The sequence below is a fragment of the Sorangium sp. So ce145 genome (assembly GCF_051525985.1).
Lineage (GTDB): Bacteria > Myxococcota_A > Polyangia > Polyangiales > Polyangiaceae > Sorangium > Sorangium cellulosum_B.
Map to the genome: position 1 here is coordinate 5,026,407 of NZ_CP150315.1, position 16,153 is coordinate 5,042,559.

11 protein-coding genes are annotated in these 16,153 nt (G+C 74.1%); 3 read left to right on the top strand and 8 right to left on the bottom strand.

The genetic code is table 11. The annotated features are described in order from the left end of the window. Window positions 1–17: 17 nt before the first annotated feature. A complete protein-coding gene (locus WMF34_RS18575; RefSeq protein ID WP_012236219.1) occupies window positions 18–1,454 on the bottom strand; it encodes a serine/threonine protein kinase in 1,437 nt (478 codons plus the stop codon). Window positions 1,455–1,935: 481 nt separating this feature from the next. Between WMF34_RS18575 and WMF34_RS18580 the strand changes: the two genes are divergently transcribed. Both WMF34_RS18580 and WMF34_RS18585 read left to right on the top strand, forming a co-directional pair. Then, complete coding sequence (locus tag WMF34_RS18580; protein WP_012236220.1) at window positions 1,936–3,639, top strand: hypothetical protein; 1,704 nt, start codon at window positions 1,936–1,938, stop codon at window positions 3,637–3,639. 109 nt (window positions 3,640–3,748) lie between these two features. Continuing rightward, the gene (locus tag WMF34_RS18585) at window positions 3,749–4,309 is read left to right on the top strand and encodes a GNAT family N-acetyltransferase (protein ID WP_157907683.1); all 561 of its coding nucleotides are present in this window, start codon (window positions 3,749–3,751) and stop codon (window positions 4,307–4,309) included. Between the two features lie 660 nt (window positions 4,310–4,969). Here the strand turns inward: WMF34_RS18585 and WMF34_RS18590 are convergent. From WMF34_RS18590 to WMF34_RS18615, 6 genes are all read right to left on the bottom strand, one after another. Then, entirely contained in the window at window positions 4,970–6,241 is a 1,272-nt protein-coding gene (locus WMF34_RS18590) for an outer membrane protein assembly factor BamB family protein (protein ID WP_012236222.1), read from the bottom strand. Further along, the gene (locus WMF34_RS18595; protein WP_012236223.1) at window positions 6,228–7,520 is read right to left on the bottom strand and encodes a tetratricopeptide repeat protein; all 1,293 of its coding nucleotides are present in this window, start codon (window positions 7,518–7,520) and stop codon (window positions 6,228–6,230) included. Before WMF34_RS18595 ends, WMF34_RS18590 begins: the two co-directional genes overlap by 14 nt. A gap of 31 nt (window positions 7,521–7,551) precedes the next feature. Continuing rightward, window positions 7,552–10,917: a sulfatase-like hydrolase/transferase gene (locus WMF34_RS18600; RefSeq protein ID WP_437994079.1), complete on the bottom strand. Its 3,366-nt coding sequence runs from the start codon at window positions 10,915–10,917 to the stop codon at window positions 7,552–7,554. Between the two features lie 143 nt (window positions 10,918–11,060). After that, the gene (gene greA, locus WMF34_RS18605) at window positions 11,061–11,537 is read right to left on the bottom strand and encodes a transcription elongation factor GreA (RefSeq protein WP_012236225.1); all 477 of its coding nucleotides are present in this window, start codon (window positions 11,535–11,537) and stop codon (window positions 11,061–11,063) included. A gap of 109 nt (window positions 11,538–11,646) precedes the next feature. Beyond that, window positions 11,647–11,961, bottom strand: a complete 315-nt coding sequence (locus WMF34_RS18610) for a hypothetical protein (RefSeq protein WP_044965207.1) — start codon at window positions 11,959–11,961, stop codon at window positions 11,647–11,649. Beyond that, a complete protein-coding gene (locus WMF34_RS18615; protein WP_012236226.1) occupies window positions 11,958–12,815 on the bottom strand; it encodes an outer membrane protein assembly factor BamD in 858 nt (285 codons plus the stop codon). Before WMF34_RS18615 ends, WMF34_RS18610 begins: the two co-directional genes overlap by 4 nt. 119 nt (window positions 12,816–12,934) lie before the next feature. Here WMF34_RS18615 and WMF34_RS18620 point away from each other — a divergent pair, with 119 nt between their 5' ends. Further along, window positions 12,935–14,446, top strand: a complete 1,512-nt coding sequence (locus tag WMF34_RS18620) for a sigma-54-dependent transcriptional regulator (RefSeq protein ID WP_437994080.1) — start codon at window positions 12,935–12,937, stop codon at window positions 14,444–14,446. A gap of 20 nt (window positions 14,447–14,466) precedes the next feature. Here WMF34_RS18620 and WMF34_RS18625 read toward each other — a convergent pair whose 3' ends face one another. After that, window positions 14,467–16,011 carry an ATP-binding protein gene (locus tag WMF34_RS18625; protein ID WP_437994081.1) on the bottom strand — a complete coding sequence of 515 codons (1,545 nt, stop codon included), beginning with the start codon at window positions 16,009–16,011 and terminating at the stop codon, window positions 14,467–14,469. Window positions 16,012–16,153: the final 142 nt, after the last annotated feature.

The window sequence follows — 16,153 nt, forward strand, 5'->3', positions numbered from 1 at the left end:
CGCGGCGCTAGTCCGCGCTAGTCTGCCAGGAGCGCGCTCAGCCGCTCGAGGACGCCGCGGAGCAGCTCGCGCGCGCCGCGAAGGAGCGCGCGCACGTCGCGAAGGGCGTCGTGGACCTCGCCGGGCACGGGCAGGAGGCCCGCGCGGGCGGCGAGCGCCGCCCCCGAGACGAGCAGCAGGACCACGACCAAGGCGAGGAAGATGCGGCGGGGCCACCGCCGCCGCCGGCGGGGCGCCGGCGTCATCAGGGCCGGAGGCGCGGACTTGACCGGCAGCTTGCGGCTGGAGGGCGGCGGCGGGAAGGAGGACTTGGGCTGCGGCTCGTCGAGGGAGACGGGGAGGATGCCGGCGAACGTGGCCGGCAGCGGCGTGTTCCCGGCGGGCGGCCGCTTGCTGCTGCGCGGCTCGCCTCGCCGCCCGGACGTGGAGCGGAGCTCCCCCCGCGCCGACAAGCGGCTGTCCGCGAGCTGGATCGCCGTCGCGAGCTTCTTCCGGCGCTCGGCGACGGCGTCCCCGAGCGTCTCGCGGACGAAGCGGCCGACGTCGCCCTCCGTGACCGGGGTGCCGAGAGAGATCGCGATCTGGTCGAGCGTTCGCTGGAACGACGCGCAGTCGCTCCAGCGGTCCGCCGGATCCTTGGCCAGCGCGCGCTCGATCGCCAGCGCGAGATCGAAGGGGACGTCCGGCACGAGCTCGCGGATGGGGACGGGGGCGAAGCGAATGATGTTCTCCATCGTCTTCGCGTCCGTCTTGCCGCGGAACGGGTGGTAGCCGCTGAGGGTCGTGTAGAGGAGGACCCCGAGCGAGAAGATGTCGGCGCGCCGATCGACCTTGCCCGACGTGAGCTGCTCCGGCGAGAGGTACGGGATCTTTCCCTTGAGCTGGCCGGCGACGTGCGTCTCGTGCAGGCGGCCCGTGGCCTTGGCGACGCCGAAGTCGACGATCTTCACGATGCCGTCGAACGACACCATCACGTTCTGCGGGGAGATGTCGCGGTGCACGAGGTCGACGAGCCTGCCCTCGTCGTCGCGCAGCTCGTGCGCGGCGTGCAGGCCGGCGCAGATGCTCGAGGCGATGCGCAGGAGGATCGGCAGCGGGACGCCGACGCCCCCGGTCGATTTCACCTGCTTGTTCAGCGTGGCGATCGTGTCGCCGTCGACCCACTCCATCACGATGTAGAGCACGCCGTTCTCGTCGCCGAGCTCGACGATCTCGACCGCGTGGGGGTGCCGGATGCGGGACGCGAGGCGCGCCTCGTCGAGGAACATCGCCTCGAAGGCCGGGTCGTCGCCGAACTCCGGCAGCATCGTCTTGATGGCGACGATCTTCTGGAAGCCGCGGGATCCCACGAGGCGCGCCGCCCAGACGGCCGCCATCCCTCCGCGGGCGACCGGCATGAGGAGCTCGTAGCGGCCCAGCGTGTCTCCAGGCTTGAGGTCCGACAGGATCTGCACGCGGTGGTCGTCCTACTGGATGGGGAGGCGGAGTTTGGAGGGGTAGGGATCGAGTGCCACCGTTACGTTCGTGGAGGCCCGTAGCCTCGACGTCTGCCGGAGCGACGCAGCGCCATCGCGCCTGCACGTCACGAAGGAGGTCCCGCAAAGCCAGGGTGCCACGAAGCGTATACGGACCTCAAGCTCGGGGGCGAAGGCGCCTCGGAGGGACGCATCGCTGCGGAGGGGAGGCGAGCGCGGCCCGAAGAGAGGACGCGGCGAGCGCGGCCGGGGCGATCGATGTGGCGCGCGAGGAGATCGGAACGGCTGCGAACCGATGCGAACCGCGTGCGGCGAAAGGGAATGATTCGTTGCGTATAAAGACGCGTGTAAAGACGCGTGTAAAAGTGCGCGTAAAGGTGCGAAAAGTGCGCCAGCTCGCGTTGAAGACGCGGGCGCTGGAGTCGTGATACACGGTGAGCGACCTGCTCGACGAGGCCTCATGGAAGCCAATTTGCGCCCGATCCCGCCGCCGCACGACGAAGACAACGAAGACGTGCACTGGGCGCTGTCGACCGCGACCGCGCTGTGGGGGCGCGGGGAGCGCGATGAGGCCCTGAAATGGCTGCGCCGCGCCGCGGAGCAGGCCTCGGATGCCAACGCCGACCTGCGCGCCCTCGAGCTCTTCAAGGCCGCCGCGGAGGTGGCGCAGAAGATCGCGGCGCTCGAGGCGGATACGGCCACGGCCTCGCAGCCCACGACCGCGAGCGCGCCGCCGAATGCGGCCGCGAGCGCGCCTCCCCAGGCGTCCGGCGCGCCTCCCGCGACGGCGAGCGCGGCGCCGCCGCCCAGGCCGAGCGCGCCGGGGGCACTGGCGCGACCGTCGCATCCGCCGGGCGTGGAGGCAGGACGAGCCGAGCGCGGCGGCGCGGGCACGAGCGCGCCGCCCGCCGCGATGCGGGCGCCTTCGGTCCGCGCGCCTGCGGGCGATGCGCCGACAGGGCCGATCACGTCCGCGGCGGCGACGTTCCGCGACGGCGCCGTGCCCAGGCCCGCGGCGGGGCTGGGCCGGCCGGCGTCGGTGGTGCCGGGGCGCGCCCCTGGGCCGGTGAGCGCAGCGGCCCTTCGCGAGGTGACCCCGACCCAGCTGTCGCCGGCGGCGCGCACGCCGAGCCACGCGCCAGGGCTCCCGGCGCGCCCTGCCGCGGCGACGAAGACCGGCGCCCCTCCGGGTGCAGCCGGATCGCCTGGTCGCGCCGTCCCGGCGAACGCGCGTGCGATCACCGGCTTCGCGGCGTCGCCCCACGGGAGGGTGTCGTCGACCACCGCGGTGACCGAGGAGGTCCCAGCGGTCAAGCTCCCGGCCGCGGGTGCGCTCGCTGGCCAGGAGCCGGGGCGGGGCGCGTCGGACGTCGCGCGCGAGGGTGCCAGCGGGGAGCAGCAGCCGGCCGACGCGGATCCCCCGGCCGATCAGCGCGCGACGGTGCCGACGCCGACGGCCATGGCCGCGGCGTTGGCGCGGCGGCCGGCGGTCCCGCTCGGCGCGGGCTCTTCGCAGGAGGCGACCGAGCGGCGCCCGGGCCTCTGGCCGAGCACGGACGATGAGGGCACCGCGCGCCGCCCCCTGACCCCGCAGGAGCAGCGGGTGCTGATGGAGCTCCGGATCGAGGACCTGGACGAAGAGACGCCGATGCTCGCCCTGGAGCAGCTGGCGGGCGACGGCAAGCCGCCCGCTGCCACGCCGGAGGCGGGCCACGCGTCCGACGACCGCGCCGACTGGACCGAGGCCGAGCCGGATGAAGCTGAAGAGGAGGCCGGCATCGCCTCTGCGGATCATCAGGGCGACCCGACCTTGGCGGGGGAGCCCTCGGATGCGGTGCATGGGCAGCGCGCGGAGGATGCGCCGTCCTGGTCGCAGGGAGACGCCACGGACGATCGTGGGGGCTCGTCGGAGGACTCGTCGTGGAGCGATCCGCCGTACGAAGGGGAATGGCAGGCGCCGCCGCCGCGGCTGCCCGCGTCGCAGATCGAGCCGCTGCCGGCGCTGCGGATCGCGGTGATCGGCATCTCGAGCGCCGGGGAGCTCCGGCTCGTCCCGATGGACGGAAGGAACGCTCCGCCACGGGGCGCAGCGCTCGGGATCCTCGTCCCGCTGAGCCCCGGGGACGGCGAGACGATCGCGCGGCTGCTCCAGCTGCGCAGCTGAGCTGCCGCGGCGCCGCGGGGATACGTTCGGCAAGAAGTGGGGCATCCCCAAGCATCGACGGTAGCCTCGGGGGATGCATGACGAACGGACAGCCCCGAAGCGGATCCGCGTGACAGGACTGCAGGAGGCCCAGCTGCCGGCGCTCGTAGCGCTGGAGCAGGCCTGTACGGCGACGCACCGCGAGGCTGGCCCTGGGGTCTCGGAGATCGAGGCGCGGACGCTCGCCGATCTCGCCGCGCTGACGCGGCGGCACGACGTGCGCGTGGCAGAGGCCGACGACGAGGTAGCCGGCTACCTGGCGTGGCGCGACGAGGCGCCCGGGGTCGCGGTCCTGGAGGAGCTCGCGGTGCACCCGGACCACCAGCGAGGTGGCATCGGCACGCGGCTGCTCGCGGAGCTCCAGGATCGAGCGCGCGAGCTCGGCATGGAGCAGGTCGTGGTGCGCTCCAGGGAGAAGGCGAGCTGGGCCCAGACTTTCTACGAGAAAAAGGGCTTCCAGCCGCTCGGCGAGGGCGCGCCGGCGAAGGTCCGCGCATGGTGGAGCGAGCAGGAGGCCTCCGGGAGCCCGCCGGCCCGAGCCGGCGAGGTCATCCTGTGGGCGGCCATCCCGCCGCAGCGCCCTGAAGCGCTGGACGAGGGCGACGGGGGCGACGAGCGCAGCGAGAGCTGAGCCCGGCCGGGCGGACGGTTCGCTCGGGGACGGCGGGCGCCCGGGCGCGGTCGCAGAAGCGCGCGACGGCTCGGCCGGGGTTCGCCTGGCTGCGCTCGCGCCAGCCGTGGGGCCCGGAGAATCCACCGGGGGCGCTAGTTGACATAATGTTTCTTATGCGATCCAAGGCCGGTGCGACGGGCAGGGGAGATCGGCTCGATTTCACGAGCAAATTCATGCACCTGAAGGCCGATCGGGCCCGCGGCGGTCGCCGCCGTCGCCGCAACCTGGGTCGGTCGACCTCGCCCACGGCAATCTGGGTCCGGCGCCCCGGTCGCCGCTGTCGCCGCTGTCGCCGCAACCCGGGTCGGTCGGCCTCGCCCACGGTAACCTGGGTCCGGCGCCACGGTCGCCGCTGTCGCCGCTGTCGCCGCTGTCGCCGCAACCCGGGTCGGTTCGGCCTCGCCCACGGCAACCTGGGTCCGGCGCCCCGGTCGCCGCTGTCGCCGCAACCCGGGTCGGCGTCGCCCACGGTCGCCGACACCCCTGGCTCTGCCCGCCACGAGACCTGGCTGGAGGCACCCCCGCAACGCGCCCCAAGGCGTCGCGTCGTCCGCAACGCCCTGCGCGGCCCTTCAGCCCGCCAGCATCGAGCCGCCGCGCCTCAGTCTGTACGTGTGTTCAGCCCTTCGGAACCGGGGGCGTCTCGACGTCGAGGCTCAGCAGCGAGCCGCCGTTCGTCAGGACGAACGCGCGCCGGCCGTACGCCGCCGGCGTCATCGCGATACCGCCGCCGGTCTCGATGCCGTCGATCACGGCCCCGTCCAGCGGCGAGAACAGGAAGATCCCGTAGCGCGTGGTCGTCACCAGCAACGCCCCCGAGAACGGCACGGGGGCCGAGATGCCGCCGTCAGGCAGGTCCCGGCGCCAGATCGTGCGGCCATCCTCCGGATCGAGCGCCCACAGGCCGGTCATGCCGGAGGACGCAAGCAACACCTTCTTCGCGGGCACGATCGGACCGCCTCCGCTCCGAGGCTGATGCGCAGGCTGCTCCCACAGGAGAAGCTCGGTCACGCCGACCGCCGCCTCGTTCATCCAGGCCCGGGTCCCGTTCTCGGCGTCGAGCGCGAAGACCCCGCCCGCGTAACCCGCCACGAAGACCACATCGCCCGAGGCGATCTTCCCGAGGACCGGCGTGGTGTCCGTGTCGAGGTACTTCGGCGTCTGGCCGCCCGCGCTCTGCTCGGCCTCGGCGGCCAGGTCGACGAGCGCCCACTGCTCGGACCCGTCCTTGAGGTCGTAGGCCATCACGACCCCGTCCGAGAACGCGGTGTAGACCTTGTCCCGGCCGAGCGCCGGCCCCGCGTGCCCGGAGATCTCCATCCCGCCCGCCGGCGTCCTGTGCTGGTGCCAGCGCATCGCCCCCGTCGCCGCGTCGAGCGCGATCAGCGTGTCGTTCGAGTTCGTCACGTAGAGCACGCCGTCGCGCAACACCGGCCGCCGCGCGACCCTCGCGTTGGTCATGAAGCGGTAGAGCAGCGCGCCGTCGGACGCGCGCACCTTGTAGAGCGCGCCATCGTCCGAGCCGAAATAGACCGTGTCCGACGCGGCGTCGTAGAGCGGCTCGCACTGCACCGGGCCGAGCGTCTCGAAGCGCCAGAGGACGTCGCTCGTGTCCGCGCGCAGCGCGTACAGGCCGTGATCGCTCGATCCGACGAAGACGCGCCGGTGCGCCACGTCGATCTCGGGGCGGCCGCGCTCGTAAGCCTCGCCGACCTTGCGCGTCTCGGCGGTGAGCTCGCGGCGCATCGTGACGCCGAGGGCGCCGCCCGGGTGGTGCAGCCAGAGCGGCGCATCGGGCGCCGCAGCGACGCCCAGGTTGCCGCAGCCGCTCAGCGGCGCGAGCCCCAGCCAGACGAGCGCGACGCCCGCTGCGCGGCTAGCGCGGCGCATCGCCCGCCTTCTTCTCCGCGTTCTCACGCGCCCGGCGGAGCAGCTGCTCGATCTCCTCCGGCGTCATCGACTGGCCCTTCGGACCGCCGAACGCGGCGCGCGACGGCACGGCGGCCGGATCGATCTTGCGGAGCATCTCCTCGACGACCGCCTCGAGGAACTGGAACGGGCGTCCCTCCGGCGACGGCGCCTGAAGCTTCTCGTGCGCGCTCTTGAGCAGCTCCTTCGCCTTGTCGGTGTCGCCCTTGGCCAGGTGGAGCCGCGCCTGGTGGTACAGCGCGAGCTCCTTGTAGCCCTTCATGTCGATCGCCTCGAGCTCCTTGAACGACGCGAGCGCGCCGTCGAGATCCCCCTTGCCCTCGCGGGCGAAGGCGATGCCCTCGATGGCGCGCCCCTTCACGTCGGGATCGGCCCCGGCCAGCGGCGACGAGACCACGACGCTGTACGCGTCCAGCGCGTGCGCGTAGTCCTTCTTGTCGAGCAGCACCCCGGCCTGCCCGAGCTTCGCCAGCGTCGCCGCCCCGGTGCCGGCGTGCTCGTCGATGACCTTGTTGTACTCGGCGAGCGCGGTGGCCGACCGCTCGTCCGCGGTCTTGAAGGTCCTCGTGACGTCGAGCTCCTTCTCCTCCTCGGTGCGCGTGTCCTCGGCGAGCACCCTGCCCCGGTCCGCGGCGACGGCCGAGACGAGCGCCGACGAAGAGACGGCGTCCTTCTTCTCGGCCCGCGACACGTAGAACAGCGCGCCGCCGGTCGCGACGAGTGCCGCCAGCGCGCCCCACTGGAGGATGTGGAAGTTCGCCTTGATCCACCGGCCAGCGCCGCTGCTCATCCGGCTGAGCGCGTCCTCGACCATCTCGCCCGGCAGCAGCTGGACCGGACGGCGCCCCTCGGCCTGCTCCCTGCGGCGAGCGAGCAGCTCCTTCGCGCGGGCGTTCTTGTCCTTGGGCAGCTCCTCGCCGGTCGCCTTCTTCTTGCGACGGCGCGCGGTGGCCTCGTCGCGGCGGCGAGCCGCGCGGTTCGGCGCCGCCTCGGCCGCCTCTTCGCCCGCCGCCTCCGGCGCGGGAGCCTCCTCCGCCTCGCCGACGCCGAGCGCATCGGCCACGCGCTGCGCGGCCTCGCCGTCGCCGTCGCCGCCGGCGTCCTTCACCGGAGCGCCGCGCGGCGGCCTCGCCGGGGCCGCCTCCGCGGCCCCGTCCTCGTCGCCATCGCTCCGCGTGGCGACATCGCCGTCGCTCCGCGCGGATTTCTCTTCGGCCTGCTCTCGGTCCTTGTCCGACACGCGGCGGACTCTAGTCTCGCGGCCTGCGGCGTCAATCTGGCCGGTGAGCGGCGGGCGCTTCGTCGTCCGGGCGCGGCGGCGCCCCGGCCTCCCCGGGCGACCAGGGCGCAGGCGGCGGGGGCGGGATCTCGTCGCTCAGCGGGACGACCGCGCACGCGGACACCTCGACGTTCTGGGTCGCGTACACCACGAAATCGCCGTAATTGCCGGCCTGCGCGCCCGCCGCGGGCGGCAGCGCCGCGAACGCCTCGGTCGGCTCGCTCCCCGGCGGGATCGCGAGCGTGACCGCGCGCTCCGGATCGAGCTCCGGCGCGCTGGCCGGGACGAGCGACGCGCCGTCCCGCTTCGGCGGGCGCCAGCCACGCGTGGGCCTGCCGAACCGCACCTCGCCGGGGCGGCCGTCGTCGGTCCGCGCGCGGCAGATGACGCGGACGCCCTTGCCGTTGCCGGCCTTCGGGATCACGACGCCGAGGCCCACCCCGCTCTTCGCGAAGCGGCGCAGGCGGCCGAGATCGCGCTCGCGCGGCCCGCCGAGCAGGTCGAGGATGTCGGCCCGGAGCGCGAGCCCGAGCCCCCCCGGCAGCGGATCGGGCGTGCCGAGCATGCGCAGGAGCGGCGCCCGGAGCTCGGGGCCGGCGCCGAGCTTCACGAGGGCCTCCGCGATCGCGACCCGCGCGGTCTGGTACGGCTCCTGGCTCAGCCGCTCCGCGAGCGCCGGCCGCGCGGCGTCCTCGCCGATCGCCGCGAGCGCGGCCGCGGCGTACGGGCGGAGCCGCACGTCGCCGAGCGCCGCGATGAGCGGCGGCAGCGCCGCCTTCACCCGGATCTTGGCGAGCGCGTCCACGATCTCGCGCGCCCGCTCGAACGAGGTCACCTCGCCCGCGTCGGCGCCGCCGTCCTGCTCGGGGCCGCGGACCACCTGCCGCAGCCACGCCACGAGCACGTCGTCGCCGCGGCGATCGCCCGCCTCCGCCAGCGCGAGCGCCGCGAGGCGCCGCCACTTGCGATCGCGATCGACGACGAGATCGCGGGTGAGCGGCGCGCCCTCGCCGAGCCGCGTGAGCGAGAGCGCCGCCCAGCGCCGCACCTCGTCGTCCTCGTCGCGCACGAGCGCGAGGCGCAGCGAGGGCGCCGCCTCGGAGCGGCGCAGATCGAACAGCACCTCGCCCGCCTTGCGCCGGATGGCCACGTCCGCGTCGTCGAGCAGCGCCGCGACCTCGACGACCGCGTCGGCGTCGCCCGCGATGCCGCGGCGGAGCGCGTCGGGCCAGCCCTTGCCCTCCTGCCGGAGGCCGCGGACCTCGTAACGCCCGTGCGACGCCTCGACCGCGCGCAGCTCCGACCGCATCGCGGCGAGCTCCGCCGGGCGCAGCGCGGAGATGTCTTCCTGCTGGCGCGGATCGGTCGCCACGTCGTAGAGCGCGCACGCGCCGATCTTGCGCGCGCAGACGAGCCGCAGCGTGCCCTTGGCGAGCAGCGTCTGCGTGTCCGTCTCGGCGAACGCGAAGCCCGGGAGCGAGGGCGGCCCGCCCGGCGCGGCCGCCTTGCCCTGCTCCGCCGCCTCGTCGCCGGAGGCGAGCAGCGGCCCGAGGTCGGCGCCGCGCACGCGCGCCGGCCTCGGGATGCCGAGCCCCGCGAGCACCGTCGGCAGGAGATCGACGAGCTGCACCGGCGCCCGGACCACGCGCGGCGAGAGCAGGCCGGGCGCGCTCACGAGGAGCGGCACGCGCGCCTGCTCCTCGTACACGGTCGTGCCGTGGTAGCGACCGCCGTGCTCGCCGAACTCCTCGCCGTGATCGGCCGTGACGATCACGACGGCGTCCGGGCGCCCCTTGCGGACCTCGTCCACGATCGCGCCCACCCCCGCGTCCGCCACGGCGATCTCCGCGTCGTAGCGGTCGATGTCGCGGTCGCCGAGCGGGTGCTCCGGGTGCGCCTCGTACGGCTCGTGCGGCTCGAAGAGATGCACCCACATGAACGCGCGCTGCTCCGGCCCGAGCCCGGCGAGGTAGCTCCGCACCTGCTCCAGCCGGAGCCCTGCGCTCGCGAACTCGACCTTCCGGTACTCGAAGTCGAGCGCCCGGTCGCGCAGCGCGCCGAAGCGCTCGCCGTCGATGAAGAACACCGCCGGCGGGTAGAAGCCCGCCGTCTTGTAGCCGTAGCGGCGGAGGTGCTGCGCGAAGGTCTCGGAGTCGTCCCCGAGCCCTTGCAGCACGAGCGGGCGGATGTACTTGCCCGTCATGAGCGACGACACGGCGTACGACGTGTGCGGCGTCGGCGTGTACGCCGCGTCGAAGCGCACGCCCTCGGCCGCGAGGCGATCGAGGTTCGGGGTGATCTTCCTGTCGTAGCCGTACGCCCCCACGTGGTCGGCGCGCAGGGCGTCGACGCTGATCAGCACGATGTCGCGCCCCCGCAGATCGATGGCGTGCCCGCTCGCGCGCTCGTCGAGCGGCGCGGCGTCGAGCGGCTCGGGCGGCGACAGCACGGCGGCGAGCTCGACCACGTGACCGAGCAGCGGGCCGTGCGTCGCGTAGATCAGCCGGATGTTGTCCGCCAGCGCGAGCCTGTCCGCGGCGCCGGGCGCGAGCGCCGCGCCGAACGCGAAGAGGACGAGCGCGAGCGCCGCGCGCACCAGCCTGGGCGAGCGCCGCCCGTGCAGGTCCTCCAGGCGCGTCGCGCGCGCAGGCAGCGCCGGCGTCGCGAAGGTCGCCGCCGCGAGGGTGAGCGCCGCGAGCCCCAGGTGGAAGGCGGCGTAGAGGCGCGGCAAGACGCGCACGTTCGCGACCTCGAGCAGGACGATCGCGCAGATCGCCGCGAGGAGGAGCCACCTGCCGGAGGCCGCGGCGCGCGCTCGCTTCAAGGCGCGCGCGGCGCGCGGCGCCGCGGCGAACGTCGCCGCGGCGGCGACGAGCGCGAGCGCCGCGATGAAGGGCGCGCGCCGGCCGCCCTCGAGCATGCGCCCCGTCGAGACCCCGAAGGCCACCGCGCCGCCGAACGCGCCCGCGATCAGCGCGGCGGCGGCGCGGAACGCCTTGCGCTCGGCGCGCATGACGATCTCGAGCACCGCGCCGAGGACGGCGGCGCACGGCGCCGCGGCCGAGAGCGCGAGCGGCAGGAGGTCGCGCAGGGCGCGGCCGAGCTCGTAGGGCCCGAGGAGCTCTCGCCACCGCCACACGCCGACGACCAGGAGCTCGGCGAGCGCGAGCGCCGCGATCGCGAGGTAGGCGTCCGCCATGCGCCACCCGATCTCCGTCTCCAGCTTCCTCGGAGGCGCGTCGGAGTTCCCGCTCGGGAAGGTGGAGCGGCTCGGCGCGGGCGCCGGCGTGGACGGGCGCGCCGGCCCGGCCTGCGGGCGCGGCGCCGCCGGGGCCCGGTGGCCGGCCGGCCCCGGCACGACGCCGGCAATCCCCTCCCCGGCGGCCGTCGTGTCAGGCCGGCTCCCCAGGAGGGGCCGCCCGGAGGGCGCGGGCCCCCCAGGAGGCCGGCTGGCGCCCCCATGGCCCCGCGGGCGCATCGGAGCGGCCCCGTTGCGCTCGGTCATGCGTAGGAGACTTCGAGGATCTCGTACGTGCGCGGCCCGGCGGGCATGTTCACGCGGACCTCCTCGCCGACCTCGTGGCCGAGCAGCGCGCGCGCGAGCGGCGAGGCGATGGAGATGCGCCCGACCTTGAGATCGGCCTCCTCGGGCCCGACGATCTGGAAGCTCTGCTCCTCGTCCGTGTCCACGTTCGCGAGCTTGACCTTGGCGCCGAACTGGACCTTGCTGCCGCTCAGCTTCGACGGGTCGATCACCTCGGCGCGCGAGAGCGTCTGCTCGAGGTAGCTGATGCGGGCGACGATCATGCCCTGCCGCTCCTTGGCGGCGTGGTACTCGGCGTTCTCGGAGAGATCGCCGTGCTCCCGGGCCGTGCCGATGTCCTTGACGACTTGCGGCAGGTCGATCTCTTTCAGCCGTCGCATCTCTTCGCGGAGCCGCGCTTGCCCCTCGGGCGTCATCGGTACTTTCTCGGACATGGTGGGACGCTTTTAGCATGGCTCCCGGCCGGGAGACGACGGCCCTGGGCGCGCCAATCGCCCGAGGCGCCAGGCGCCCGGACCGCAGCGCGTGCCCCGCCGCCTTCGCCTAGCCGCGCCAGCGAACGATCTTCCGCGGCGGCCGCCGCGCATGGGCGTCCGCTGACTTGGTCGCGCTCCGGACGAGGGCCGCCGCCGTCCTGGAGAGCTCCTCGGGATGCGGTCCGCCGTGCGGGACGGCCGCGGCGTCCACCGTCGCCGTGGCCGCGCCGGTCGCCTCGGCGACCCGCACCTCGACCGGGACGTCCGCGTCCGGGAGCCGCACGAGGCCCCGGTACACGAACTCCCCTGGCGCATCTCCGGCGTCGGCCTGCTCCAGCACGTAGCGGGCGCCGGAGGACGGCCGTCCGACGGCCTGCGTCACAGCTGCGGCCCCGCGGGGGCGCGGCCCGACGCCGCCTTCTTGGCGGGCGTGCCGCGCGGCCCGCCCATCTCGTCGAGGAACCGGCGCGCGGTCACGGCGAACGGGCCGCCCCAGTCCCGGATGACCGACTCGAACACGGCGCGCGCCTCGTCGGGCTTCTTCATCTTGAGGAGCGTCTCGCCCTTGAGGACGAGCGCCTCCGGATCGAGCCCGGAGCCCGGGAAGGTCCGCAGCGCGTAGTCGATCCGGGCGAGGGCCGCGTCGAACGCGTCTTCCTTGAGGTAGTAGCGCGCGACGTAGAGCTCGTGGCGCACGAGCCGCCCCGTCACGACCTCGAGCATGTAGGCCGCGTCCTCGCGGTACCGGCTGCGCGGGTACTGCCGGAGGAACGTCCGGATCTCCTTGTAGGCCTCGAGCGTGGTCGCCTGATCGCGCTCCTCGGCGGGCGGCAGGAACACCGTGTCGTCGATGTCCAGGTAGAGCGCCTTCGCCATCCGGTACTTCGCGTACTCGACGTTCCGGTCCGTCCGGTGCTCCTGGATGAACGCGCGGTACTCCGAGATCGCCTCCGGGTACTTTCCCTGCTCGAAGTCGAGGTCCGCGATCCTGAGATCGGCGAGCCGGGCGTAGCGGCTGTAAGGGAAGAGACGCTTCACCTCGCCGAAGAGGGCGCGAGCGTCCTCCCAGTCCTTGGCCTGGAAGGCGGCCATCGCCTCGTTGTACGCGGCGCGCGCGTCCTCGGTGTACGTGAGGGTCGCGGTGCGGCCGTCGTTGAGCTCGAAATCGCAGCCCACGAGCCCGCCGAGGGCAGCGAGGCACCCGGCGAGGGCGAGGACAGCGGCGGAGGGTCTCATCGAGCAGGCCTCGTACCCAATCCGGCGCCGGCGCGCCAGGGCTTCCGCCGCGGGGGCGAGCCTGTGCTCCTTCGCTGCCCGCATCGTGGCGCACGGCGGAGCTGGGGTATGGTCGACCCATGCCCGCTTCCTCTCCGCCGCCCGCCCCAGCGGCCACCGCCCCGCCCGGAGGCGCCGCCGCGCCCACCGTGCTCGTGGTGGACGACGAGCGCAACATCCGCCGCACCCTCGCGCTGGTGCTGCAGGGCGAGGGCTACCAGGTCGCGGAGGCCCCGAGCGCCGAGGCGGCGCTGGAGCTGCTCGCGCACGGCGACAGCCCCGTGGACCTCGCCCTCGTCGACCTGCTCCTGCCCGGCATGAACGGCCTCGACCTCCTCCAGCGCGTGCGCCAGGACGACGCCACCCGCGAGCTCCCGGTGATCGTGATCAGCGGCCACGCGACCGTCAACGACGCGGTGAAGGCGATCAAGCTCGGCGCCAGCGACTTCTTCGAGAAGCCGCTGAACCGCGAGCGCGTCCTCGTGGGCGTGAAGAACGCGCTGCAGAACTCGCGGCTCGCTCGAGAGGTCGAGGATCTCAAGGCGCAGGTGCAGGCGCGCTACGAGATGATCGGCCAGAGCGCGGCGATGCAGCGGCTGTTCAAGGAGATCGACCGCGTCGCGCCCACGAAGGCGAGCGTGCTCATCACGGGCGAGAGCGGCACGGGCAAGGAGCTCGTCAGCCGCGCCATCCACCGGCTGTCGCCGCGGGCGCGGGGCCCCTTCGTCCGGGTCAACTGCGCCGCGATCCCGCGCGAGCTCATCGAGAGCGAGCTCTTCGGCCACGAGCGCGGCGCGTTCACCGGAGCGAGCGGACCGAAGCGGGGCTTCTTCGAGCAGGCCCACGGCGGCACGCTGTTCCTCGACGAGATCGGCGACATGGACCTCGCCGCCCAGGCCAAGGTGCTGCGCGCGCTGCAGTCGGGCGAGATCTGCCGCGTCGGCAGCGAGCACAGCCGGCACGTCGACGTCCGCGTGCTCGCCGCGACGAACAAGGACCTCTCGCGCGAGGTCGCCGCGCTGCGCTTCCGCGAGGACCTCTTCTTCCGCCTCGCCGTGTTCCCCATCAAGAGCCCGGCGCTGCGCGACCGCATGGAGGACCTGCGCGCGCTCGCCGACGCGTTCATGGCGGCGTTCTGCAACGAGAACGGCCTCAAGCAGAAGGCCATCGATCCGGTGGTCTACGCCGCGCTCGAGCGCCGGAGCTGGCCGGGCAACGTCCGCGAGCTCAAGAACGTCATCGAGCGCGCCGCGATCCTCTCGGGCGATGTCGTCACGATCGCCGATCTCCCGGAGGATCCGCACGAGAACCCGTTCGAGGACGACGCGCAGGGGGCCGCCGGTGACGGCGCGGCGGCGCCCCCCGCCCCCGGCGCGGCCGAGCCGCCCGCGGGCGCGGCCCGCCACGAGCCGGGGCGCCCTCGCCTCACGCTCCGCGAGTTCCGCGATCGGGCCGAGCGCCGCTACATCGTCGAGGTGCTGGCCAGCCTCGACTGGAACATCTCGCGCGCGGCCGTCCTGCTCGGCGTCGAGCGCACGAACCTCCACAAGAAGATCCGCGCGTACGGCATCAAGCGAGGTGAGGCGCCGTAAGCAAGGCCGGCGCGTCCCGCCTACGCGGCCCCCTCGAGCGCCCTGCGGACGGCGCGGAGCAGCGACTCGGCCGTGAAGGGCTTCCCCAGCACCGCGGCGCCCGGGCGGACGGCGAACGGGCCGTCGAGGGCGTCGCCCGTGTAGCCGGACATGAAGAGCACCTTCATGTCCGGCCTGAGCTTCACCAGGCGCGCGGCGAGCTCGCCGCCGGACATCTCGGGCATCAGCACGTCGGTGAGCAGCAGGTCGACGCGCCCGCGCTGCGCCTCGCAGACGCGCAGCGCCTCGCGCGGCCCGCGCGCCGTCAGCGTCGTGTAGCCGTTCTGCCCCAGGATCCGGCTCGCGAGCGCGACCACCGCGTCCTCGTCGTCGGTGACGAGCACCGTCCCGCCCTCGCCCGGGCGCGGCGCGGCGCGGCGCGGATGCCCCGCGCGCGCTCGCCGCGAGGACGCCGCGCGCGCGGAGAGCGGCAGGTAGATCTCGACGCGCGTGCCCTCCCCGGGCCGGGAGGCGAGCTCGATGTGGCCGTGCCACTGCTTGACGATCCCGTACACGGTGGCGAGCCCGAGGCCGGTCCCCTTCCCCCTCGGCTTCGTCGTGAAGAACGGCTCGAACGCGCGCGTCCGCACGTCGTCGCACATCCCGCTGCCGGTGTCGCTCACGACGAGGCGCGCGTACCGGCCAGGCGGGACCGCCGGGTGCGCGTCGCGCAGGCTCCCCGCAGCGCCGACGCGGACCGCGCGCGTCTCGATCGACAGCCGGCCGCCGCCTTGCATCGCGTCGCGCGAGTTCAGCGCGAGGTTCATCACCACCTGCTCGATCTGCCCCGCGTCCGCCAGCACCCGGCAGGCCGACGGACCGAGCGCGATCGCGAGATCGATGCTGCCGCCGACGGCGGCGCGGAGCGCGCCGTCCATGCCGCGCACGACGTCCCGCAGATCCAGCACGACCGGCTGCGCGAGCCCCCGCCGGCTCACCGTGAGCAGCTGCCGCGTCAGCGACGCGGCCCGCTGCGCGGCGCGCTTGATCTCGGCGAGATCCTTCTGCACCGGGCTCTGCTCGTCGAGCTCCTCTATCACCAGGCTCGTGTAGTTCAGGATGATCGCGAGCAGGTTGTTGTAGTCGTGGGCGATCCCGCCCGCGAGCCGCCCCACCGCTTCCATCTTCTGCGCCTGACCGAGCCCTTCCGAGAGCTCGCGCCGGCGATCGTCGGTGCAGCGCGCGGAGGAGAGATCGACGACGGCCCCGACCACGAGCCGCTCGCCGCGCGCTTCCGTGACGGTCTCGGTCCTCATCACCCGGACCGCCGATCCATCGCGGCGGGTGAGGAAGCCCTCGACCGCGCCGGCCGGCGGCGGCGTCGCGCCCGCCGCGCCCCCGCCGAGGTGGAGATCACCCGCCGCGAGCGCCTCCTCCCGCGAGCCATAGCCGAGCAGCCGGGCGAGCACCTCGTTACAGTCGACGAGGTGGCCGTCGGGCGCGGCGACGTAGAGCCCCGCCGGCGAGCAAGCCGCGAGCAGCGGGCTGTGCGCCACCGGATCCCTCGACGATCGTCCGCTGCTCATCGACGCATGGCCGTGGAGAAACGTTTCGTCGGAGGGACATCTCCGACAACCAGAACTGAAGCGCGGACTCTCCGTCTTTGCAACGTCGTTCACACCGGCCGCCCCGCGAACGTCACCGCAGGGCGGCGCGGCGAGCCGCGCA